The organism is Roseovarius sp. EL26, assembly GCF_900327775.1.
In the GTDB taxonomy this organism is placed as follows: Bacteria; Pseudomonadota; Alphaproteobacteria; order Rhodobacterales; family Rhodobacteraceae; genus Roseovarius.
On the sequence record NZ_OUMZ01000006.1, the window covers coordinates 241,887 to 262,900 of the forward strand.

The 21,014-nt window shown below is 52.6% G+C and carries 21 protein-coding genes; 16 read left to right on the forward strand and 5 right to left on the reverse strand.

The genetic code is table 11. From position 1 onward, the window contains the following. Nucleotides 1-95: 95 nt before the first annotated feature. The 8 genes from D9A02_RS06065 (at nt 96) to D9A02_RS19160 (ending at nt 8,030) form a co-directional block, all read left to right on the forward strand. Nucleotides 96-2,165 carry an FAD-dependent oxidoreductase gene (locus D9A02_RS06065; protein ID WP_120500094.1) on the forward strand — a complete coding sequence of 690 codons (2,070 nt, stop codon included), beginning with the start codon at nt 96-98 and terminating at the stop codon, nt 2,163-2,165. A 30-nt stretch (nt 2,166-2,195) separates the two neighbouring features. Beyond that, the gene (gene argE, locus D9A02_RS06070) at nt 2,196-3,350 is read left to right on the forward strand and encodes an acetylornithine deacetylase (protein ID WP_120500413.1); all 1,155 of its coding nucleotides are present in this window, start codon (nt 2,196-2,198) and stop codon (nt 3,348-3,350) included. Nucleotides 3,351-3,405: 55 nt separating this feature from the next. Then, the gene (locus D9A02_RS06075; RefSeq protein WP_162932975.1) at nt 3,406-3,834 is read left to right on the forward strand and encodes a hypothetical protein; all 429 of its coding nucleotides are present in this window, start codon (nt 3,406-3,408) and stop codon (nt 3,832-3,834) included. 95 nt (nt 3,835-3,929) lie between these two features. Continuing rightward, complete coding sequence (locus D9A02_RS06080) at nt 3,930-5,021, forward strand: ABC transporter ATP-binding protein (protein WP_120500096.1); 1,092 nt, start codon at nt 3,930-3,932, stop codon at nt 5,019-5,021. Next, on the forward strand, nt 5,021-5,950 hold the full coding sequence (locus D9A02_RS06085) for an ABC transporter permease (RefSeq protein WP_120500097.1): 930 nt from the start codon (nt 5,021-5,023) through the stop codon (nt 5,948-5,950). The genes D9A02_RS06080 and D9A02_RS06085 overlap by 1 nt, the downstream gene beginning before the upstream one ends. Then, nucleotides 5,950-6,759, forward strand: a complete 810-nt coding sequence (locus tag D9A02_RS06090) for an ABC transporter permease (protein WP_120500098.1) — start codon at nt 5,950-5,952, stop codon at nt 6,757-6,759. Before D9A02_RS06085 ends, D9A02_RS06090 begins: the two co-directional genes overlap by 1 nt. 19 nt (nt 6,760-6,778) lie before the next feature. After that, nucleotides 6,779-7,816 carry an extracellular solute-binding protein gene (locus tag D9A02_RS06095; RefSeq protein WP_120500099.1) on the forward strand — a complete coding sequence of 346 codons (1,038 nt, stop codon included), beginning with the start codon at nt 6,779-6,781 and terminating at the stop codon, nt 7,814-7,816. A 58-nt stretch (nt 7,817-7,874) separates the two neighbouring features. Beyond that, nucleotides 7,875-8,030: a hypothetical protein gene (locus tag D9A02_RS19160; RefSeq protein ID WP_162932976.1), complete on the forward strand. Its 156-nt coding sequence runs from the start codon at nt 7,875-7,877 to the stop codon at nt 8,028-8,030. Between the two features lie 89 nt (nt 8,031-8,119). Here D9A02_RS19160 and tmpT read toward each other — a convergent pair whose 3' ends face one another. Next, complete coding sequence (tmpT, locus tag D9A02_RS06100; RefSeq protein WP_120500100.1) at nt 8,120-8,758, reverse strand: thiopurine S-methyltransferase; 639 nt, start codon at nt 8,756-8,758, stop codon at nt 8,120-8,122. 78 nt (nt 8,759-8,836) lie between these two features. On the opposite strand from tmpT, the gene D9A02_RS06105 reads away from it, so the two are divergent. Together D9A02_RS06105 and katG are read left to right on the forward strand one after the other, a co-directional pair. Beyond that, nucleotides 8,837-9,241, forward strand: a complete 405-nt coding sequence (locus D9A02_RS06105) for a helix-turn-helix domain-containing protein (RefSeq protein ID WP_216824951.1) — start codon at nt 8,837-8,839, stop codon at nt 9,239-9,241. A 198-nt stretch (nt 9,242-9,439) separates the two neighbouring features. Beyond that, a complete protein-coding gene (katG, locus tag D9A02_RS06110) occupies nt 9,440-11,608 on the forward strand; it encodes a catalase/peroxidase HPI (protein ID WP_120500101.1) in 2,169 nt (722 codons plus the stop codon). A 110-nt stretch (nt 11,609-11,718) separates the two neighbouring features. Here katG and D9A02_RS06115 read toward each other — a convergent pair whose 3' ends face one another. Next, nucleotides 11,719-12,945, reverse strand: coding sequence for an argininosuccinate synthase (locus tag D9A02_RS06115; protein WP_120500102.1), 1,227 nt, complete (start codon nt 12,943-12,945; stop codon nt 11,719-11,721). A 130-nt stretch (nt 12,946-13,075) separates the two neighbouring features. On the opposite strand from D9A02_RS06115, the gene D9A02_RS06120 reads away from it, so the two are divergent. Together D9A02_RS06120 and ilvA are read left to right on the forward strand one after the other, a co-directional pair. Next, complete coding sequence (locus D9A02_RS06120) at nt 13,076-13,801, forward strand: hypothetical protein (RefSeq protein ID WP_120500103.1); 726 nt, start codon at nt 13,076-13,078, stop codon at nt 13,799-13,801. Between the two features lie 53 nt (nt 13,802-13,854). Further along, on the forward strand, nt 13,855-15,093 hold the full coding sequence (gene ilvA / locus D9A02_RS06125) for a threonine ammonia-lyase IlvA (RefSeq protein WP_120500104.1): 1,239 nt from the start codon (nt 13,855-13,857) through the stop codon (nt 15,091-15,093). Between the two features lie 21 nt (nt 15,094-15,114). Here ilvA and D9A02_RS06130 read toward each other — a convergent pair whose 3' ends face one another. Beyond that, nucleotides 15,115-15,447 (reverse strand): Hpt domain-containing protein, encoded by a 333-nt coding sequence (locus D9A02_RS06130; RefSeq protein ID WP_120500105.1) that lies wholly within the window; start codon nt 15,445-15,447, stop codon nt 15,115-15,117. Nucleotides 15,448-15,588: 141 nt separating this feature from the next. Here D9A02_RS06130 and D9A02_RS06135 point away from each other — a divergent pair, with 141 nt between their 5' ends. After that, nucleotides 15,589-16,848 (forward strand): PP2C family protein-serine/threonine phosphatase, encoded by a 1,260-nt coding sequence (locus tag D9A02_RS06135; protein ID WP_254054563.1) that lies wholly within the window; start codon nt 15,589-15,591, stop codon nt 16,846-16,848. On the opposite strand, the gene D9A02_RS06140 is transcribed toward D9A02_RS06135, so the two are convergent. Continuing rightward, the gene (locus tag D9A02_RS06140; RefSeq protein WP_120500107.1) at nt 16,835-17,278 is read right to left on the reverse strand and encodes an NUDIX hydrolase; all 444 of its coding nucleotides are present in this window, start codon (nt 17,276-17,278) and stop codon (nt 16,835-16,837) included. The genes D9A02_RS06135 and D9A02_RS06140 overlap by 14 nt on opposite strands. 79 nt (nt 17,279-17,357) lie before the next feature. On the opposite strand from D9A02_RS06140, the gene D9A02_RS06145 reads away from it, so the two are divergent. From D9A02_RS06145 to D9A02_RS06155, 3 genes are read left to right on the forward strand one after another with little or no spacing between them, the layout of a single operon-like run. Continuing rightward, nucleotides 17,358-18,350, forward strand: a complete 993-nt coding sequence (locus tag D9A02_RS06145; RefSeq protein ID WP_120500108.1) for an Hsp33 family molecular chaperone HslO — start codon at nt 17,358-17,360, stop codon at nt 18,348-18,350. Continuing rightward, nucleotides 18,340-18,948 (forward strand): CoA pyrophosphatase, encoded by a 609-nt coding sequence (locus D9A02_RS06150; protein ID WP_120500109.1) that lies wholly within the window; start codon nt 18,340-18,342, stop codon nt 18,946-18,948. Before D9A02_RS06145 ends, D9A02_RS06150 begins: the two co-directional genes overlap by 11 nt. Beyond that, entirely contained in the window at nt 18,938-20,092 is a 1,155-nt protein-coding gene (locus D9A02_RS06155; protein WP_120500110.1) for a CCA tRNA nucleotidyltransferase, read from the forward strand. The genes D9A02_RS06150 and D9A02_RS06155 overlap by 11 nt, the downstream gene beginning before the upstream one ends. On the opposite strand, the gene D9A02_RS06160 is transcribed toward D9A02_RS06155, so the two are convergent. Next, nucleotides 20,087-20,974 carry a LysR family transcriptional regulator gene (locus D9A02_RS06160; RefSeq protein ID WP_120500111.1) on the reverse strand — a complete coding sequence of 296 codons (888 nt, stop codon included), beginning with the start codon at nt 20,972-20,974 and terminating at the stop codon, nt 20,087-20,089. The genes D9A02_RS06155 and D9A02_RS06160 overlap by 6 nt on opposite strands. Nucleotides 20,975-21,014: the final 40 nt, after the last annotated feature.

Here is a 21,014-nt window from a genome sequence, read left to right on the forward strand (position 1 = left end):
TATGGCGCGTTAGTAGAATACTTTAAGTAAAAAAAGTGGTATGCGATCAGATTGCGCGCCCGCTATCAAGCCAAGCACCGAAGGGAGAGCATATCATGCGCGACCCACGTTATGATATTCTATTTGAACCGATCAAACTCGGGCCTCACACCGCCAAAAACCGTTTCTATCAAGTGCCACATTGCAATGGCGGAGGATATCGTGACCCATCGGCTGCGGCTGCCATGCGTGGCATCAAAGCTGAAGGTGGCTGGGGTGTGATCTTTACCGAGCAGTGCGAGATGCACCACACTTCGGAAATCACTCCGTTTATTGAATTGCGCCTGTGGGAAGACAAAGACATCCCGCAATTGCGTAAGATGTCCGAAAAAATGAAAACTCATGGCGCTCTGGCGGGCATCCAGCTGGCTTATTCAGGTATCAATGGTCCCAACCTTTATACCAAAGAAGTGCCGCTTGCCCCGTCGGCCTTGCCGATCCGAACCTTTACCAATGATCCGGTGCAGGCGCGCGCTTTGTCGAAATCAGAGATCAAGGATCTGCGCCGTTGGTTCGTGAACGCAGCGAAACGCTCAAAAGAAGCAGGCTTTGACCTGATTAACCTCTACGGCGCACATGGCTTTGGTATTTTTCAACACTTCCTCAGCCGGGCAACCAACCACCGGACTGATGAGTATGGCGGCTCACTGGAAAACCGCTCGCGCTTTGCCAATGAAGTGATTGCGGACATCAAGGATGCCGTAGGCGACACAATCGCCATCGCGCTGCGGGTTTCGTTGGATGAAACCATCGGTGATCTGGGTTTTTCCAATGCCGAAGTACGCGAATTTGTCGAAATGAACCGCAACCTGCCTGATATTTGGGATCTGGCCCAGGGTACATGGGAAGACTGTTCCGGCCCCAGCCGCTTCAAAGGGGAGGCCGCACAAGAGGAACTGGTCCGCGGCATTCACGATCTGACGGATAAGCCAATTGTGGGCGTGGGCCGTTTCACTTCACCCGATGTCATGGTCAAGATGATCAAATCTGGCACGCTGGATATGATCGGCTGCGCGCGCCCGTCGATTGCAGATCCATTTATTCCAAAGAAAATCGATGAAGGCCGGGTCGAAGATATCCGTGAATGTATTGGCTGCAACATCTGCATTACTGGTGACATGACCATGTCGATCAGCCGCTGCACTCAGAACCCCACCTTTATGGAAGAATGGCGCAAAGGCTGGCATCCCGAGACCATGAATGCCAAAGGCAGCAGTGAGAATGTGCTGATCGTTGGTTCTGGCCCGGCGGGACTTGAGGCAGCCTGGGCGCTTTCGCGTCGTGGCTATGATGTCGCGATTGCCGAGGCCAAGACCGAGATTGGCGGGCGCGTCACCCGCGAGCGTAAACTGCCCGGCCTGTCGGCCTGGGGGCGGGTGGCAGATTACCGTGAATATCAGCTGCAACAACGTCCAAACGTGGACATCTATTTCGACAGCGAGTTGGATGCCGACAGCATTCTGGAGTTCGGGTTTGAAAACGTGGCCATTGCAACGGGCGCAACATGGCGCCGGGATGGTGTCTCGCGTCAGCACGTTGTGCCGATGCCAATCGATGCCGGTACAAAGATCTACACCCCTGACGATTTGATGGATGGCACCGTGCCCGAAGGCAACGTCGTAGTCTATGATGATGATCACTATTACATGGGCGGTGTGTTGGCTGAATTGCTTGCCAAGGCGGGTGCCAAGGTAACACTGATTACGCCCTCGGCTTTTGTCTCGGATTGGACCAACAACACGCTCGAGCAAGCCACTATTCATGCCAAACTGGTCGAAATTGGGGTTGAGATTGTTCTCAATCGTGGTGTTGCACAGATCGCGACGGACCACGTTGTTAGCGATTGCGTTTATACCGGCCGCACACAAGACTTTGCTGCCGATGCTGTTGTCATGGTGGCGTCACGCACAGGCAATGATACTGTGTACAATGACCTGAAATCGCGCGAAGCTGACTGGGCGGATGCGGGTATCAAATCGGTCAAAATGTTTGGCGATGCCGAGGCCCCCGGCCCAATCGCATGGTCGACCTACGCTGGTCACCGCTATGCGCGAGAGCTGGATGGAGGCGACATTGGTGATGCTCTGCCGTTCCGCCGTGAGATTACCGAATTGGCGGTGGACTGACGTGGTGCAATAGATAGCGGTAGAATGACCATGACCCAGACCCTCGATATTCTTGACCGGTTGATCGGTTTCAACACCATCAGCGCAAACTCGAACCTCGATATCATTGCATATATCGAAGAGTTTCTGTGTGCTCGAGGGTTTGAGGTCACCCATGTCCCAGATGAAACCGGGCAAAAGGCTGGGCTCTATGCGGTTTTAGGGCCTGCGGCGAATGGTGCAGGCGTGATGCTTTCGGCGCACACTGATGTGGTGCCAGTCGCAGGACAAGATTGGAGCAAGGATCCCTTCAAGCTCACACGTGAAGGGGGTCGCCTGTATGGTCGGGGCACCACCGACATGAAAGGCTACGTGGCCAGCGTCATGGCGCTAGCGGATCGGGCATCTAAAACCCAGTTGAATGAGCCGCTGAAGATTGCCTTTTCTTATGACGAGGAAGTCGGCTGCGTCGGTATCAAGAAAATGATCGATCGGTTGGAGTCTTCGATTGGCCTGCCGCGCGTCTGTTTTGTCGGTGAGCCGACCGAGATGCAGGTCGCCATCGGTCACAAGGGCAAGGCCGCCTTGCGCGCAACCTGCCACGGCCAAGCCGGGCATTCAGCCCTTGCACCTCAGTTCCTCAATGCCCTGCATCTGGCCACAGACTTTGTCGGTGAATTACGCGATTTTCAGGCGGATTTGGCTCGAAATGGCGCGCATGATGCGGCGTATGGCGTGCCGTATTCAACCATCCATGTGGGCAAACTGTCGGGTGGAACCGCCCTCAATATCGTGCCGGATACGGCGATTATTGATTTTGAATATCGCCATCTGGCCGCCGATAAGCCCGCCGATATTCTGGCCAGGGTCATGGAAGCTGCCGAACGTGTCTCCTGCCAGCGGCAGGCCGCGTTCCCCGATGCGAAAATCGATGTGGAACAATACAACGATTATCCAGGTTTGGATGTGGCCGCTGAGGCCGCGATTGTGCCGTATGCCCAGAAACTGGCGCAGACCAATTCGGTTACCAAAGTCGCCTTTGGTACCGAGGCGGGGTATTTCGATGGCTTAGGTATTCCCACTGTGGTCTGCGGACCCGGCTCGATGGAAGGGCAGGGCCATAAGCCGGATGAATACATCACCCTGGAACAACTGAACGTCTGTGACGCGATGATGGATCGCATCCTGCAGGATTTGAAGGGGTAAACGGCGGATGCTGGAAGAGCTCTTCATATACGATGCAATCGGGTTGATCGGCTCGATGATCATCGTGATTGCTTATTATCTGGCGGCGCGCGGCATTCTTCCGGCGGATCAGAGCCATTTCAACCTGATCAACATTATTGGCGGTGGGCTGGTGATGGCCTCACTTTTGGTACGCCCCGATCTGGGGGTCATCGTGATCGAGGTGATGTTCCTGCTGATCGCCGTGCTGGCCATTTTCCGCAATTGGCGGGCGCAGCGGGGCATACCTCTAATGTGTTATTCAAACGAAAGGCAATACCGAATAGGGGTTATGAAAGGGAGAGCCTGTGATGAGGCCGCAGCCCAGGCTGCCACCGCTACCCGCATCCAAGATGTGCTGAGTGCCCAAGACAATCACAGACCCAGCGGAACGAAACGGAACGACACGACCAAACCGGCGCAGCCGTGTTTAAGCATTACCTTATGCAAAACACCATTAGCTTAGGTTTTACCTAAGTAAGGCTGAGGAACTCAATTCTTATCGCAAGAACATGGTTTCACTATGCTGGTTTAAGCGAATAGGGATTAAGGGAGGCGCATTTGTCGGATACTCGGGAAAACGCAATCGATGTGCGCGAGGCGGTCAAACGCTATGGCGATTTCACAGCGTTGAAAACCATTTCGCTGTCCATCAAGGACAACGAGTTTTTCACACTGTTGGGACCATCGGGATGCGGTAAAACAACGCTTTTGCGTATGATCGCAGGCTTTGAGAATGTCACCGAAGGAGAGATCTTCCTTTACGGTGAAGAAATCGAAAATCTGCCACCTTACAAACGGCCGGTGAACACTGTTTTCCAGAACTATGCGCTGTTTCCGCATATGACGATTCTGGACAACGTCGCCTTCGGTTTGGAAATGCGCGGTAGTTCCAAATCAGACGCCCGCAAAAGGGCGGGTGAGGTTTTGGAGCTGGTACAGCTTTCACAATTTGCTGCCCGTAAACCATCACAGCTCTCTGGTGGGCAGCAACAACGTGTGGCGCTGGCGCGTGCGCTGGCGCCACAGCCCAAAGTTCTGCTGTTGGATGAACCACTATCTGCGCTTGACCTAAAGCTGCGTAAGGCGATGCAGATCGAGCTTAAGCATTTGCAACGGGAAACTGGGATTACCTTCATTTTCGTGACTCACGATCAGGAAGAAGCACTAACCATGTCAGACCGCATCGCGGTCATGTCAGCCGGTGAGTTACAGCAACTTGGCGAAGCGCGTGACATATACGAACGCCCGCGCAACATGTTTGTTGCCGACTTCATTGGTGAAACCAACCTGCTTGAGGTCTCTGTCGATAAAATCGAACATGGGCGCGCTATTTGTCATCTGGGAGGGGGGCATGAGCTGACTTGCAATGCGGTCGATGAAATCGGCGCGGGCTCGACGGTTCACATGTCAGTCCGGCCCGAGCGGATGTTCATGTCTGATGCGCCGACAGAATCTGAAAGCCTTAAGGGTACAGTCAAAGAAAACATCTACATCGGCACGGATCTGTCGACGGTGGTGACACTGGCCGAAGGGCCGGACTTTATCGTACGAACATCGAACTCTGACCGTGGCAACAAACGTATCTTTGAACCCGGCAGTGAGATTTACGTCAATATGGAGCAGGGGGCGGGCCGCCTCCTGGTGGACTGATGGCCGCGGGTGCAGCAAGCGGCGGCAGCGCAACAACCGACACCTATGCGGAGTCCAAATATTGGCTGTTGATGCCCGCATGGGTCACCATCGGCATCTTTGTCTTGGCTCCGGTTTTGATGATGCTGGTCTATTCATTCCTGACCAAGGAATTCCGTGGCGGCGTGATCTGGGAGTTCAGCCTTTCAGCATATGACCAGTTCTTCTTTGACCGTGGCCTGTTTGGCGACGAAGCGCCCAAGATCGAATGGACTTATATTTCGATCTTCTGGCGCTCAATCTGGCAGGCGGGGGCGGCAACGCTGTTGAGCCTCTTGATCGGCTTTCCAACGGCTTATTTCATCGCAACACAGCCAGAAAAGTCTCGTCCGATCTGGGTTTTCTTGATCACTATCCCTTATTGGGTGAACCTATTGATCCGAACGGTTTCGATGAAATTTCTGTTGCGTGATCAGGGCCCGTTGAATGATTTCCTGCTCAACATCGGGGTCATCGACAGCCCGTTGCACATCGTAAATACCAACTTTGCGGTGCAATTGGGTCTGTTTTATTCCTACCTGCCCTTCATGGTGCTGCCAATCTACGCAGCGGTTGAGCGTTACAATTTCTCGCTCTCCGAGGCGGCGGCGGATCTTTATGCCACCAAATGGATCACCCTACGGCGCATCCTGCTGCCAGCGGTGAAACCGGGCGTAATAGCGGGCTGCATTCTGGTGTTTGTGCCTTCAATGGGGTCGTTCCTTGCGCCTGACCTTCTGGGCGGGGCCAAGAACTTCATGATCGGCTCATTGATCGAAGAACAGTTCAAAGGCAACGCAGGTAACTGGCCCTTTGGGGCAGCGGCATCAATGATTCTGCTGACCATGGTTTTGGTCATCCTAATGATCTTTGCCCGACAACAGTCCAAAGCCGAGAAAGGAGCAAGTTGATGTCAAAAGGTAAATACGATATCAAATCCTTCCCCGGCTTTCGGGCGATCACCCTGCTGTGTCTGTTCATCCTTTATGCACCATTGCTGGTTGTGACGATCTACAGCTTTAATGCCTCGCAATCCTTGACGGTGTGGGAGGGGTTGAGCCTGCGCTGGTATACGGATGTCTTTACCGGGCCTGAGTCTGGTAAATTCAAAGTGGCGGCGCGCAACTCGTTCATAATCGCAATTGTCGCAGCCACAACGGCCACGACCATCGCTACATTGGCGGCAACGGCCATGGTCCGGGGTGGCAAGTTCCGTTTGCGATCGGTCTCGTTTGGCTTAATCTCCCTGCCACTTATGGTGCCAGAAATCGTGACTGCAGTTGCCGTGTTGATCTTCTTCAATTCAATCGGGTTTGAACGTGGTCTGATGACCATCTTGGTCTCGCATATCGCCTTCTGTATTCCTTTTGCTTACCTGCCGATCTCGGCTCGGATGCAAGGGATCGAAGACACGTACGAACAGGCTGCGATGGATCTCTATGCCACCAAAAAGCAGGCTTTCACTAAGATCCTGCTTCCATTGATGATGCCGGGGATTATCTCGGGCTTCCTGCTGGCCTTTATCGTCAGCTTGGATGACTTCATCATCACCAACTTTGTCAAAGGTGCAGGGGTCGAAACCCTTCCGACTGCGATCTTTGGCTCGGTCAAACAGGGCCTCAAGCCCAATGTCATGGCGATTTCGACCATGCTGCTGAGCGTGTCCATTGTGATGGTCACCATCAGCTATTTCGTCAGCAAATCGGACAACACCAAATAACCAACAGATGGAGAGAACAATGAAAAACCTACTGAAAACAAGCGTTGCCTCGCTTGCCCTGATTACGGGCGCCAACGCTGCCGTCGCCGAAGGCCAACTGGTGATCTATCACTGGTTTGAGTACATGCCACAAGAGTTGCTGGATCAGTTCACAGCCGAAACCGGCATCGAGGTGACCATGGACACCTACGATTCAAACGAGGCGATGCTGGCTTCATTGAAGGCTGGTGCTATCGGTACCTATGACGTCGCTGTTCCCGGCGACTATATGGTCTCGATTATGGCGGGCGAAGGCATGCTGGACACTATCGGTGATGGCGAGCTGCAAAACAAAGGTAATATCGCCCCTGACTGGGCCGACCCCAGCTTTGACCCTGGTCGCAAGCATTCAATTCCTTATCAGTGGGGTTCCACCGCCTTTGCCGTGGACACTGCAAAATATACTGGTGACATCAACACCACCGACATCCTGTTCAACACGCCCGAAGAGTTGTCAGGTAAGGTGAATGTTCTGGATAGTCAGGGTGAAGTGACGGCTTTGGCCTCACTGCACATGGGCATTCCACAATGTTCCACAGACCGCGAGCAACTCAAGGCCCTGAACGAGATGTTGCAAAACGCCAAGGTGCATTGGGCTTCGTTCAACTCGGATACTGCCAAGGAGGTTTTGGTCTCGGGCGACGTGGCCGCTGGCATGATCTATGATGGCTTCGCCGCCAAGGCCCGTGCCGAGCTGGGTAGCCTGCAATATGCCTTCCCGAAAGAGGGTTATGTGGCATGGATGGACAACGTTGTCCTGCTCAAAGACGCACCAAACCGCGACAGCGCGATCAAGTTCATGGACTTCCTGCTGGAGCCTGAAAACATCGCGGCGGTTTCCAACTTTGCTCGCTATAACAATGGCCTGAACGGCGTGTCAGAATTCCTTGATGCCGACCTGTTGGCCCAGCCTGAGAACAACCCGCCAGCTGAGGCCGGTACACCAGCCTTTGTTGAAGTTTGCAATGAGGAAACGCAGGCGGTTTATGATCAGATCTGGACCAACCTGAAGAAGTAAACATTTTGAATGGTCGTGGGGAAACCTGCGGCCATTTTCTTATCTGCCGGAGGTCGAATTGGAAACGATCTACACCGAAAAGCACAAGCTGCGCGATTCCAAAACCGAACTGTTTGGCGGGCGAGTCGGCTGTGCCGCACGAACAGCTCAGCAGCGCCGATTGTGCCCTGAGCCGGGTGCAAATCAAGAACCTCGGCCCGGTGTCCACGCTTAATGTGCCGCGGCTCACGGAAAGAAGTTTATCTCTGTTCGCGAGAACGACCTGCCCGGGCCTAGTGGTCCGGGCTATTTTGTGATCCAAGCTTACTTTTGGGCTAACTTCCAGGCCTGCTCACGCGCGGGGCAGATGCCTTTTAAACCACCAGTTAAATCCTGATCTGAAAGCAAAGATATTGCGTAGTTGTCACCATAGAGCTGCGCGATATCTGCGTGAGGTACAGAAAATGGCGGTCCTTGCATTACATCCTGATCATATTCGAAAGAAATAAGAAGTTGCGGTGCTCTTTTCGTGATGCCTGCCAGATGTTGGGTGTAGCGTTGACGCATTTCTGCGGGCAAGGCAACCATCGCCGCGCGATCATATACAGCATCGACCGGCCCAATTAGACTTTGTTTCAGCTCAAAAACATCGCCAACATAGATATCCAGCTGTGGTGCGGAATAACGTTTGAGCGGTCCGATGGCGGTGATTTCAGGGGCAACGCTTGCCTCTTCAAATAGCTGTTGGATGGCAATTTCGCTCAGTTCAGCGCCGACAACCTGATAGCCTTGAGAAAGTAGCCAACCAATATCTAGAGTCTTTCCACAAAGAGGCACAAAGATGCGGGATGCCGCTCCATCTACGATCTCTTGCAGATGCGTCACCAGTAATGGGTGTGCTTTCTCTTGATGCCAGCCAAGGTGGTTGTTCTCCCATCGAGCGAGCCAGAAATTTGGATCCATTGTGAAATCTTTCTGATTGGATTGTGTCGTTGATTCTGTGAGACTACCATTTCAAGTCAACTTGAGGTCAAGGCATTCATGTTACAAGATATGGATATAGTTGAGGTGGCAAGGCGTTCCGGATTCTCGGCATCAACTCTGCGCTATTACGAGGAAATCGGCCTGATTACATCAATTGGGCGCAATGGGTTGCGCCGGGTGTTCGATGGCGATGTGTTAAGCCGTCTCGCGTTAATTGCGCTCGGACGTAACGCTGGGTTTTCTTTAACAGAAATCGCAGGTGTGTTTCGATCCGGTGGTCCTGAGATTGATCGGCAACAGTTGCAGACGAAAGCTAATGAGTTGGATCAGAAAATCAGGCAGCTGACCGCAATTCGAGATGGCCTTTTGCATGCCGCACGTTGTCCGGCGGAAAATCATCTTGAATGTGAAACATTCCAGCGGTTTCTGAAACTTGCCGTCAAAGATCAGCAGAAAAGATAATTAAAAACTATCAAAACCGTAAAATATTACAATTTTAATAAATCATATACTTTTGCTATTCCTTCCTTGCAAGCAGCGTCGGATCAGGCGAGCATCCGCATGCAATTCAATTTCAGTATCCAAATATTATACGGGTACATCGAAACAGCACCCGGGCCGTTTGGCCCCGGTACCCACTGCAGCCAATAGGAGAGCAACATGGACGGAAATAATGTAGGCAAATGCCCGGTCATGCACACCGCCCCCGGCGGGACGACAAACAAAGACTGGTGGCCGAACCAGCTGAATCTGAAGGTCTTGCATCAGCATTCTGCAAAATCCGATCCAATGGGTCAGGGCTTTGATTATGCAGAAGAGTTCAAGAAACTTGACCTTGATGCCGTGAAAAAAGACCTGACTGCTCTGATGACAGATACACAGGATTGGTGGCCAGCGGACTACGGCCATTATGGCCCGCTGTTTGTCCGGATGGCTTGGCACAGTGCTGGCACATACCGGACGGCTGATGGTCGCGGTGGTGGCGGCACGGGCAATCAACGTTTCGCCCCGGTCAACAGTTGGCCAGACAATGGCAACCTTGATAAGGCACGCCGCCTGTTGTGGCCGGTAAAGCAAAAGTACGGAAATTCATTGTCGTGGGCTGATCTGATGATTCTGGCGGGCAACGTCGCGATGGAATCGATGGGATTCAAAACTTTTGGTTTTGCCGGTGGCCGAGCAGATATTTGGGAACCAGAAGAAGACATCTACTGGGGTACTGAAGAGGTTTGGCTGGACGACAACCGATATTCCGGTGATCGCGAGTTGGAAAACCCGCTCGCCGCGGTACAAATGGGCCTGATCTACGTCAATCCAGAAGGACCCAATGGTAACCCCGATCCGGTCGCATCCGGCTTTGACGTACGCGACACATTCAGCCGCATGGGGATGACTGATGCGGAAACCGTGGCTCTGGTCGCGGGCGGCCACACCTTTGGTAAGGCACATGGTGCCGGCGATCCTGAGCTAGTCGGAGCAGAGCCCGAAGGCGGATCAATTGAGCAGATGGGTTTTGGTTGGAAGAACGCGCTGGGCGTTGGCATGGCTGGTGACACCACTACATCGGGTTTCGAAGGCGCATGGAAGCCAAACCCAACCACATGGGACCATGGCTATTTCAAGATCCTGTTTGGGTACGAGTGGGAACTGGTCAAAAGCCCCGCAGGCGCACATCAGTGGTTGGCCAAAGACGTGGCCGAAGAAGACATGATCGAAGATGCGCATGATCCATCGATCAAACATCGCCCTTTCATGACAACGGCTGACCTGTCTCTGCGGATGGATCCGATATTAGAGCCTATTTCACGTCATTTCTATGAAAACCCAGAGGAGTTTGCTGATGCTTATGCGCGTGCGTGGTTCAAACTGACACACCGCGACATGGGGCCAAAAACGCGTTATCTGGGCTCTGAAGTTCCGGCTGAAGATCTGATCTGGCAGGATAACGTGCCTGCGGTTGATCACGAACTGATCAGTGATGCAGATGCAGCAGAATTGAAGGCGAAAATCCTTGCTTCGGATCTGTCGCTGTCAGAGTTAGTGTCGACGGCCTGGGCGTCAGCCTCGACCTATCGTGGATCTGACTATCGCGGGGGTGCCAATGGTGCGCGCGTTCGTTTGGCGCCGCAAAAGGACTGGGATGTGAACCAGCCTGCGCAACTGGCCAAGGTTCTGGATGTGCTGGAAGGTATCAAAGCTGCGTCGGCGAAGCCGATTTCATTGGCAGACTTGATCGTTCTGGGTGGCAATGCCGCGATCGAACAGGCTGCGAAAAACGCCGGTCACAATGTTTCGGTACCGTTTGCGCCGGGTCGCACGGATGCCTCTCAAGAGCAGACTGACGTTGACAGCTTCGCGGTTCTTGAGCCGATTGCCGATGGATTCCGCAACTATCTGAAAGGTCGCTACAGCGTCTCAGCTGAGGCACTGATGGTCGATAAGGCACAGTTGTTGACCCTGACCGCGCCGGAAATGACTGCGCTGGTTGGTGGCATGCGTGTGCTGGATACCAACGCTGACGGCTCCAAGCATGGTGTTTTCACCGACAAAGCTGAAACACTAAGCAATGACTTCTTTGTTAATGTTTTAGATATGTCGACAGCTTGGAAAACGACGACCGAGTGCGAGAACTTCTTTGAAGGGCGTGATCGTGCCTCGGGTGAGGTCAAATGGACGGCAACCCGTGCTGATCTTGTCTTTGGGTCGAACTCGCAATTGCGCGCCATTGCCGAGGTTTACGGCCAGGGTGATGGCGAAGGTCGATTTGTTAATGACTTCATCGCAGCCTGGACCAAGGTGATGAACGCTGATCGTTTCGATCTGGCATAAATTCATCTGAAACAGACACTAAAACAGGCGTAGAGAATTCTGCGCCTGTTTTTTTCGGAACGAAAAAGGGCGCCAGATGGCGCCCTTTGGAAAATGTAGATAAGTTAAATTTAACTTTTCAGGCGTTTGTCGCGCGCCGCCAGAAGTTTCAGGCGCAGGGCATTCAACTGAATGAAGCCAGCGGCATCTTTCTGATCGTACGCACCAGCGTCGTCTTCAAAGGTCACGTGCGCCTCGGAATAGAGCGAATGATCTGACCAGCGGCCAACTGTCGATGCAGAACCTTTGTACAGTTTCAGGCGCACGGTACCGGTAACGTGGGTTTGCGAGGCGTCAATGGCGGCCTGTAACATCTCACGCTCTGGGCTGTACCAGAAACCGTTGTAGATCAGCTCAGCATAACGCGGCATCAGCTCGTCTTTCAGGTGCGCGGCACCCCGATCGAGTGTGATTTGTTCAATGCCGCGGTGCGCTTCCAACAGGATGGTGCCGCCCGGTGTCTCATAGACCCCACGGGATTTCATGCCGACAAAGCGACCTTCGACCAGATCCAACCGGCCAATGCCGTGCTTGCCACCCAGCTCATTGAGCTTAGTCAGTACGCTAGCCGGGCTCAGCGCCTCGCCATTGATGCTGACAGCGTCGCCTTTTTCAAAGCCGATCTCGATGAACTCAGGCGTGTCTGGTGCAGATTCGGGGCTAACCGTGCGCTGATAAACGTAATCTGGCGCCATCACTGCCGGATCTTCCAGAACCTTACCCTCGGACGAGGTGTGCAGCAGGTTGGCATCAACAGAAAACGGCGCTTCGCCGCGTTTGTCTTTGGCGATCGGAATTTGGTTCTTTTCAGCAAAATCCAGAAGCTTTGTCCGGCTGCTCAGGTCCCACTCACGCCATGGTGCGATGACTTTGATGTCCGGGTTCAGGGCATAGGCGGCCAGTTCGAACCGAACCTGATCGTTGCCTTTGCCAGTCGCACCGTGTGCAACGGCATCCGCGCCGGTTTGTTCAGCGATTTCAACCAGACGTTTGGAAATTAGCGGGCGCGCAATGGATGTGCCCAGCAGATAGAGCCCCTCATAAACGGCATTGGCGCGGAACATTGGAAAAACGAAGTCACGCACGAACTCTTCTCGGACATCTTCGATGAAGATGTTATCTGGATTGATTCCAAGAAGTTCCGCTTTTTCACGGGCTGGATCCAGCTCTTCACCCTGTCCCAGATCGGCGGTGAATGTCACCACTTCGCAACCGTATTCGGTTTGCAGCCACTTCAGGATGATCGAGGTATCAAGCCCACCGGAATAAGCCAGTACAACTTTCTTAGGCGCAGACATCGGTTTTCCCCTTATTTCAACACGTCCGCGCGCTTATCGGGTTTTGCCGTGTAGGGCAAGCGATTGCGCTTTCCTTGATCATAATTCCGGCGTAGGGCTAAATCTGTGATGAACAAGACTTGAGGGTGTCATGAAGGGCTTAAAAATTGTGATGCACGCCTTTCAGATGGTTTGGAACAACCTAAAAGAAGCGCTTCAAATCAGTACGGTACCACTTGTAGTTGTTGGGTTCGCGGCGTATGCACTTCTTCCGTCCTTTAGTCTGGATTTTTCCGACCCTGAATTGGTGGGGCAAGCATGGCAGCCTTTCCTGTTGGTTTGGGTTGGCTGGCTTGCTGCCACGACTTGGATATTTGTCGCTTGGCACCGCTATGTTCTATTGGAGGAATACCCAAAGGGTTGGATTCCAACCTTTCGCCTCGTGCAAGTTTTATCTTATCTGGGATACGGGATCGTGATTGGATGCATTGCTGGCTTGGCATTGTTGCCGGGGCTGATCTTTGCTCTTGTGTCGCCAGCATTGGGAAGTCTTTTTATATTCATAGGTGTCGTTGCTGCAATTCTTATCTTTTATCGGCTGGTGCCTATGCTACCTGCCGTCGCCATCGGTCGCCGTATGACATTGTCTGAGGCGTGGGGCGCCACGGAGGGTGCAAATACGACGATTGTGTCCATTGTACTGATCCTTTTTGCGATTCAGCTTGTGCTACAACTTGCGTTTGAAACACTGGCTGCGATTGCCCCAGTTCTGGAGTTTCTGGCCAGCCTTGGGTTCACCCTTTTCCTAGGGTTGGTGAATGTCAGTATCTTGACCACCTTTTATGGCCATTATGTTGAAGGGCGCAGCATTGACTGACTGGGTTGGTTCCGGGCTTGCCTTTCATGCGGTGATGGCGCAGTCAGGCTGACATGACTGATTTTAAATCCCTTGCCCGTCTTGCAGCCAGTGAAATGCGCGGTGTTTTTGACGAAACACCACTGCAACGCAACGCCCATCTTTCCAATCTTTATGGCGCTGAGATCTATCTCAAGCGCGAGGACCTGACACCGGTTCGATCCTATAAGCTGCGCGGTGCTTTCAACGCCATGCGCAAGGTTTTGGCGGATGATGCAGAGGTTGGGAATTTTGTCTGCGCTAGCGCTGGAAATCACGCGCAGGGCGTGGCCTATATGTGCCAGCATTTTGGTGTTCACGGCACGATCTTCATGCCGGTGACCACGCCGCAGCAAAAGATCGACAAAACAGAAAAGTTTGGCGCTGATAATGTAACGATTCGCCTGATCGGTGACTATTTTGACGAAACACTAAGCGCAGCGCAGGCTTATTGCGAAGAGGTTAAAGGGTATTTTCTGTCCCCCTTTGATGATGAGGATGTCATCGAGGGTCAGGCGTCGGTCGCAGCAGAAATCGAAGCGCAGCTTGGAATGGTGCCGGATCAAATCATTATGCCGGTGGGTGGCGGTGGCCTGTCCTCTGGGGTCAAAAGTTACTTTGGCAACGCCTGCACCTATACGCTGGTTGAACCACAAGGTGGTGCCTGTCTGAAAGCCGCGCTGGAGGCGGGGCAACCTGTACGTCTGGCGCAGGTCGACAATTTTGCAGATGGCGCGGCTGTAGCGTTAATCGGGGCGAAAACCTTTGCCCGATTACGCGATATTGATCCCTCACAGGTGCTTGCGATCAATGAAAACCGTCTCTGTGTGACAATGATGGACTTCCTGAATATCGAGGGAATCGTTCTAGAGCCTGCTGGCGCACTGGCGCTGGATGCGCTGAAAGATGTCGCTGATGACATTCGGGGCAAGACCGTGGTCTGTGTCACGTCTGGTGGTAATTTTGATTTCGCGCGCTTTGCCGAAGTCAAAGAACGGGCCCGTAGGTCGTCTGGTTTGAAAAAATATTTCATTTTGCGCATGCCACAACGGCCGGGCGCATTGAAAGAGTTTCTGCAAATCCTTGGCCCCGAAGATGACATTGCCCGATTTGAGTATCTCAAAAAGTCAGCTCGCAACTTTGGCTCGGTTCTGATCGGGGTTGAGACAGCCCGTGCGGAAAATTTTGAACGTATTCAAAATGAACTGACGCAGGCGGGATTTGACTACCGTGACATCACTAACGATGAAGTTCTTTCAGAATTTTTGATCTAACTGTGGTCGTCGTGGTTTTTGTTAGGTGGGTAATCTGTTTTCGAGACCACCGAGGAACAGCGTTTTTGAAGTGAAATAGCTTTGAACGACCAGTTCTGGATCAATTTTGTCGTGGTCCCCCCGATCTGCAGCATCTTCGCCCTGCTGACATAATTGGGCAAACCCCTCAAACCCCAAATTCAGAGCGCTGCCTTTGAGAAAGTGAAGTTTTTCTCCAAGCTCCATATAGGTTTCCAGCTGTTTGATACCGGTAATTTCAGTTTCGACTTCATCCAAGAAAAGGCTGACAATTTCGTCAAAATCTTCAATGCCAATTTCATCGCGCAGTTCGTTCACCCGGTTCCAGTCGATCATGTGATAGCCTTTTGGGCAATCATTCCTTCTGCAATGTTAATAATTTCTGAATGTCAGGCGAAATATCCGGTAAATTTTAACGTTCATACGCTCTTAATGATCTGTGTCTAAAAACAAGGACCGATTTGTGAGGGTATGTGTGTGGTTTGCCAAGATTATAAAAATGACAAGGCTCTTGAAGAGGCGGCAATTCGTAGTGTGCTGGTTGTTGATGACAGTCGCTTGCAACGCCGCATTTTGACAGCTTCGTTAAAAAGGTGGGGCTATGTCATACATGAGGCCAAAACCGGGGCCGAGGCGTTGGAATTCTGTAAAACGTCAAGCCCCGATCTAATCATTAGTGATTGGATCATGCCGGGCATTGACGGGTTGGAATTTTGCCGTGAATTTCGCAGCTTACAGAGAGAGAGTTATGGGTATTTCATCCTTTTGACCTCAAAAAGCGATAAGGCTGATATCGCCAGTGGATTGGATGCCGGTGCGGATGACTTTTTAACTAAGCCTGTAAACTCAGCAGAATTGCGTGCGCGCATCAGTGCAGGGGACCGCATTTTGCGGATGGAGCGTGAGCTGAATGAGAAAAACCGCCTGATCAAGTCAACGCTGGATGAGCTGCAAACCCTCTATGATGCGTTGGACAGTGACTTGCTTGAAGCGCGCAAATTACAGCAATCATTGGTCAGTGAACGTTATCGAGACTTTGGTCCGGCAGAGGTATCACTGATCTTACGGTCAAGTGGGCATGTCGGCGGTGATTTGGTTGGAACTTATCCGATTAGCGATAATCGCATTGGTCTGTATGGTATTGATGTTTCGGGCCATGGTATCAGTTCTGCACTGATGACGGCACGTTTGGCAGGGTACCTTTCGCCGTCGCCGGAACAGAATATTGCCATGCGAAAAACGGAAGATGGGCTATTTGTACCACGCCGGCCCTGTGAAACAATTGCGGCTCTAAATCAGCTGATTTTGAATGAATTGGAAACGGAGCACTATTTTACGCTGCTGTTGGCGGATGTGGACCTGAGCACAGGCCGGGTTGTATTTGCACAGGCTGGTCATCCGTGCCCAGCTTTGCAAACGGCGAACGGCCAGGTCGAAATGAAAGGAACGGGTGGACTGCCCGTCGGTTTGATTGATGGAGCTGAGTATGAGGATACCGAACTTATCATGTCTGCCGGTGATCGGCTGATGATTCATTCAGATGGCGTGACTGAATGTGCTGACCCTAAGGGTAAAATATTGGATGATGCGGGGTTGTCCGAAATGCTGATCGCTTTACGACAAGCCAAGGGCGTATCTTGTCTGGAATCACTGATTTGGCGCATGTCAGACTACGCTGGAGGGAAAAACTTTGCGGACGATGTGTCTGCGATTTTGCTAGAATTCAAAACAGCTTAGAAAACAGGCTGACAAAGTGACGATCCCCGTCATTTCCCAGCTCGCGCGCAGCGACCTCTGGGGCGAGCCAAAGCGGAATGTGTCCGGCTTCGCGGGGTGGCGCAATTTGACGGGCGGGTCGCGCCATATAAATCATGCAAATTTTTTCAGCCCACATATCGTATTCAGGCATATATACAAAACGCCGAAAGGCCCCCAACCGACGCGGGTGTGCGATGCTCCAACCGGTTTCTTCATGCACTTCTCGGTGCAGAGCTTCAATCGGGGATTCACCGGGGTCGATACCACCGCCGGGCAGTTGTAATTCGGGCTCAGGTTCTTTTTGTAAGGTGACCAGTAATTGCCCATCGCGTGGCAGGATCGCGTAGACACCGGGGCGCGGTGTGTACCTTTTTTCTGGATTAGGTTGCTCTCCAAAACGTCGAATCATGTAATAGGCTCTTGGTCTGTGGCTTGCCGAACTTATATAGTCGCGATATGCCAAGTTTTGGCGCTTAAGGATACCCCCGATGACACTTGGACAAAAAATTACCTGGGACGACACGGTACTTCCGTTTCAGTTGGATAAATCAGACACCCGTGGCCGGGTTGCCCGTCTCGATGGCGTGTTGGATGGTATTTTAAGGCAACATAACTATCCGGAACAGGTTGAGGCGTTGGTTGCCGAAATGGCGTTGCTGACGGCATTGATCGGGCAGGCCATCAAGTTGCGCTGGAAACTTTCGCTGCAAGTGCAGACCAAAGGTGCCGTGCGGATGATCGCGACGGATTACTACGCCCCTGCGAAAGAGGGCGATGCCGCCCGAATCCGGGCCTATGCAAGTTATGATCCAGACAGGATCACCGATGCGCTGCCGTTTGAGCAGTTGGGTGAAGGGTATTTTGCAGTTTTGATCGACCAGGGCGAAGGCACTGAACCCTATCAGGGGATCACGCCAATTGCTGGATCGAGCCTTAGCGAATGCGCCGAGGCGTATTTTGCGCAATCTGAGCAGTTGCCGACCAGTTTTGCGTTGAGTTTTGGTAAATCAACCGAAGGCGATAGCGCCGAACATTGGCGCGCGGGCGGTATCATGCTGCAGCACATGCCAAAGGCATCGCCGTTTGCCACAGATGGTGGTTCTGGCGAGGGCGGCCTGCTGTCGGCAGAGGATATCATTGATGATGAAGGTGGGGAAAACTGGACCCGGGCGAATACGCTGCTCAGCACGGTTGAAGAGCTCGAACTGATTGGCCCATTGGTTTCGCCGTCCGAGTTGTTGGTCCGCTTGTTCCATGAGGAAGGCCCGCGGGTCTTTGATCCACAAGCGGTGCGCTTTGGCTGTACTTGTTCCGAGGATCGGGTGCGTAGCAGCCTGTCGATTTATTCGGCGAAGGACATTGCAACGATGACAACGCCCGAGGGGCTGGTTACGGCGGATTGTCAGTTCTGCAGTGCGCATTACATACTTGACCCCAAAACGGTGGGTTTTGAGGCGGAAGAGCCATCAAGTGACAGCTGATGTACTTCAGCCAATCCTGAAAGCTATCCGCCATGGCGGAAATCTGTCGTCTGATTATGATCTTAATCCAGATGTGAAACTTCCGGCTGGCCGCAAATTGCGACCGGCGGCTGTGCTTGTACCGATCTACATGGATGGGTCGAAAGCCCAGTTAATCCTGACCAAGCGATCATCGGCATTGAAGCATCACCCCGGGCAAATTGCCTTTCCGGGTGGCAAACAGGACCCCGACGATGCAGACTTGATTGCCACGGCGCTGCGTGAATCTTGGGAAGAGATTGGATTGAGCCAGGATACTGTTGAGGTTCTGGGCAGCCTGCAGCCACATGAAACTGTCACCAGCTTTACCGTGACCCCGATTGTGGGGTTGATTAAGGGTGATTTTACCCCTGTGGCTGAACCCGGTGAAGTGGATGAAGTGTTTTCAGTGCCGCTTAATCATGCGCTCAACCCGGACAATTTCATCGTTGAAGGGCGCTATTGGCAGGGGACGTTGCGTCGTTATTATACCGTGCCTTATGGGCCGTATTACATTTGGGGTGCGACGGCCCGGATGCTGAGAACATTGGCAGAACTTGCGGTGAACCATGAAGATTGAAGCCGACTGGATCAAATCACATGCGTCGCAAGTGGTTTGCCAAATGCTGGCGTCCAATCAGCACCAGGTTTTTTTCGTGGGTGGCTGCGTGCGCAACGCGCTGTTTGGGGCGCCGGTCAATGACCTAGATATTTCAACAGATGCACGTCCGGAAACCGTTTTGTTCTTGGCCAAAAGCGCTGGCTTGAAAGCTATCCCAACGGGGATTGAACATGGCACAGTGACCGTCATCAGCGATGGCGTGCCCTATGAAATCACGACTTTTCGCAAAGATGTTCGAACCAATGGTCGCCATGCTGAGGTGACGTTTTCCAACAGCATGGTCGAGGATGCTGTGCGGCGCGATTTTACCATGAATGCGCTTTATGCCGATCCGGAGGGTACTGTTGTTGATCCACTTGATGGTTTACCTGACCTTCAGGCGCGCCGGGTCCGTTTTATTCATGACCCTGAGAAACGCATTCAGGAAGATTACCTGCGGATCTTGCGGCTTTTCCGGTTTCATGCCTGGTATGGCGACCCGGCCGAAGGGTTAGATGCTGATGGGTTGGCTGCCGTGGCAGGTAATGTCGAAGGTCTGATGCAAGTTTCAAAAGAGCGTATCGGCAGTGAGATGCTCAAGCTGCTGTCTGCGGATAATCCGGCGCCATCTGTGGCGGCGATGCAGATCACCGGTGTATTGCAAGCGATCCTGTCAGGCGCGCAATGTGATGCGCTTTCGGTTCTAATCAAATTGGAAGAGGATCTGGGTATCGGCCCCGATCCAATTCGCCGCTTGGCCTACATCGGTGGTCAAAACGTTCAGGAACAGCTGCGGATTAGCAAAACACAGGTGCGCGAGCTGCAAGTATTGACAAAGGTCAGTCGAGATAGTGTTGGTTTTGCGGAAGCCGGATACCGTTACGGGCACAAATCGGGCGCTGATATTCTGTTGTTACGCAGTGCCTTGCTACAACAACCGGTGGAAACCAGTCAGCTGAAAATGATCAAGGATGCGGCGGAACAAAAGTTTCCAATCTCAGCTGTTGATTTGATGCCAGAATATTCCGGGGCGGCGTTGGGGGCAAAGCTGGACGCGTTAGAGCACCTCTGGATCGGGTCCGGCTTTACACTGTCCAAGCGGGATCTACTGGCGCGGTTATGAGGCGTGGCCCGAGGCTTTTAGGTTTTTGATAATCAAGTCGCACAGTTCTTCCGCCAATCTGATGTCACGGGATTGCTCGCGAACATAGAGGTATACATGTCGTTTGTCGGGCAGATCCGAGATGGCGCGGAAGGCCAAGGCATCTGGCATGAACTGAACCACGGTTTGCGGCAGGATCGTCACCCAGTTGCCACTTCGTACCATTGCAATCAACGAGTGGGTGTTGTGCACAGTGATTTCGGCGCCGGCTACAGCCGCTTGGAAAGCCGGTGTTTTAATCAGACCACATAGGTTGTTATGTACAAAGCGGTTTGAGGTCACGTCGGCAATGGTTGGTGGTTCAGGGGCGCTGATCATAGGGTGATCGGCGGCACAGACCAGGCCGAATCGATCCTCAAACAGGGGGATGGAGCGCACGCCGTTAAGAACAAAATGACCAGAGGCAATGCCAATATCGGCATGACCCTGCACCATGGCGTCCATCACCTGATGTGTGTCTGTATCGCGCAGTTCGATCATCACGCCGGGATGGTTGCGGCTGATGGTTTCAATTGCTGTTGGAAAGACATGTGCTGCGATCGAAGGGACAGATACAATGCGGATTAACCCATGTGGCGAGGCTGCAGAAGTTTCAATGGCATGGACTGTGTGATCAAACTGCTGAAGCTGTTTTTGCGCCAGATCAAAGACTTGCTCTCCAAATGGCGACAGGCGGTTTTTCCGTTCAGTTTCAAATAGGCGTTCGCCCAGATGGTCTTGTAGTTGCTTTAGGGTCATCGATACCGCAGACTGGGTGCGACCCAGACGGTTTGCCGCTTCGGACAGGTTCCCGGCCTGCACCACGGTGCAGAAACATCTCAGCATTTCGATCTTGATTGTCATATTTCAGTTTTATTGAAATTCCATTCAGCAGTTTGAATTT

Coding starts and splice junctions, on each gene's coding strand:
- D9A02_RS06115 (WP_120500102.1), bottom strand. CDS start 12,945: ATGTCTGCGCCTAAGAAAGTTGTACTGGCTTATTCCGGTGGGCTTGAT.
- D9A02_RS06075 (WP_162932975.1), top strand. CDS start 3,406: ATGATCATCGTGATTGCTTATTATCTGGCGGCGCGCGGCATTCTTCCG.
- D9A02_RS06145 (WP_120500108.1), top strand. CDS start 17,358: ATGACACTTGGACAAAAAATTACCTGGGACGACACGGTACTTCCGTTT.
- D9A02_RS06160 (WP_120500111.1), bottom strand. CDS start 20,974: ATGACAATCAAGATCGAAATGCTGAGATGTTTCTGCACCGTGGTGCAG.
- D9A02_RS06095 (WP_120500099.1), top strand. CDS start 6,779: ATGAAAAACCTACTGAAAACAAGCGTTGCCTCGCTTGCCCTGATTACG.
- argE (WP_120500413.1), top strand. CDS start 2,196: ATGACCCAGACCCTCGATATTCTTGACCGGTTGATCGGTTTCAACACC.
- D9A02_RS06140 (WP_120500107.1), bottom strand. CDS start 17,278: ATGATTCGACGTTTTGGAGAGCAACCTAATCCAGAAAAAAGGTACACA.
- D9A02_RS06120 (WP_120500103.1), top strand. CDS start 13,076: ATGAAGGGCTTAAAAATTGTGATGCACGCCTTTCAGATGGTTTGGAAC.
- D9A02_RS06105 (WP_216824951.1), top strand. CDS start 8,837: ATGTTACAAGATATGGATATAGTTGAGGTGGCAAGGCGTTCCGGATTC.
- katG (WP_120500101.1), top strand. CDS start 9,440: ATGGACGGAAATAATGTAGGCAAATGCCCGGTCATGCACACCGCCCCC.
- D9A02_RS06155 (WP_120500110.1), top strand. CDS start 18,938: ATGAAGATTGAAGCCGACTGGATCAAATCACATGCGTCGCAAGTGGTT.
- D9A02_RS06090 (WP_120500098.1), top strand. CDS start 5,950: ATGTCAAAAGGTAAATACGATATCAAATCCTTCCCCGGCTTTCGGGCG.
- ilvA (WP_120500104.1), top strand. CDS start 13,855: ATGACTGATTTTAAATCCCTTGCCCGTCTTGCAGCCAGTGAAATGCGC.
- D9A02_RS06085 (WP_120500097.1), top strand. CDS start 5,021: ATGGCCGCGGGTGCAGCAAGCGGCGGCAGCGCAACAACCGACACCTAT.
- D9A02_RS06130 (WP_120500105.1), bottom strand. CDS start 15,447: ATGATCGACTGGAACCGGGTGAACGAACTGCGCGATGAAATTGGCATT.
- tmpT (WP_120500100.1), bottom strand. CDS start 8,758: ATGGATCCAAATTTCTGGCTCGCTCGATGGGAGAACAACCACCTTGGC.
- D9A02_RS06065 (WP_120500094.1), top strand. CDS start 96: ATGCGCGACCCACGTTATGATATTCTATTTGAACCGATCAAACTCGGG.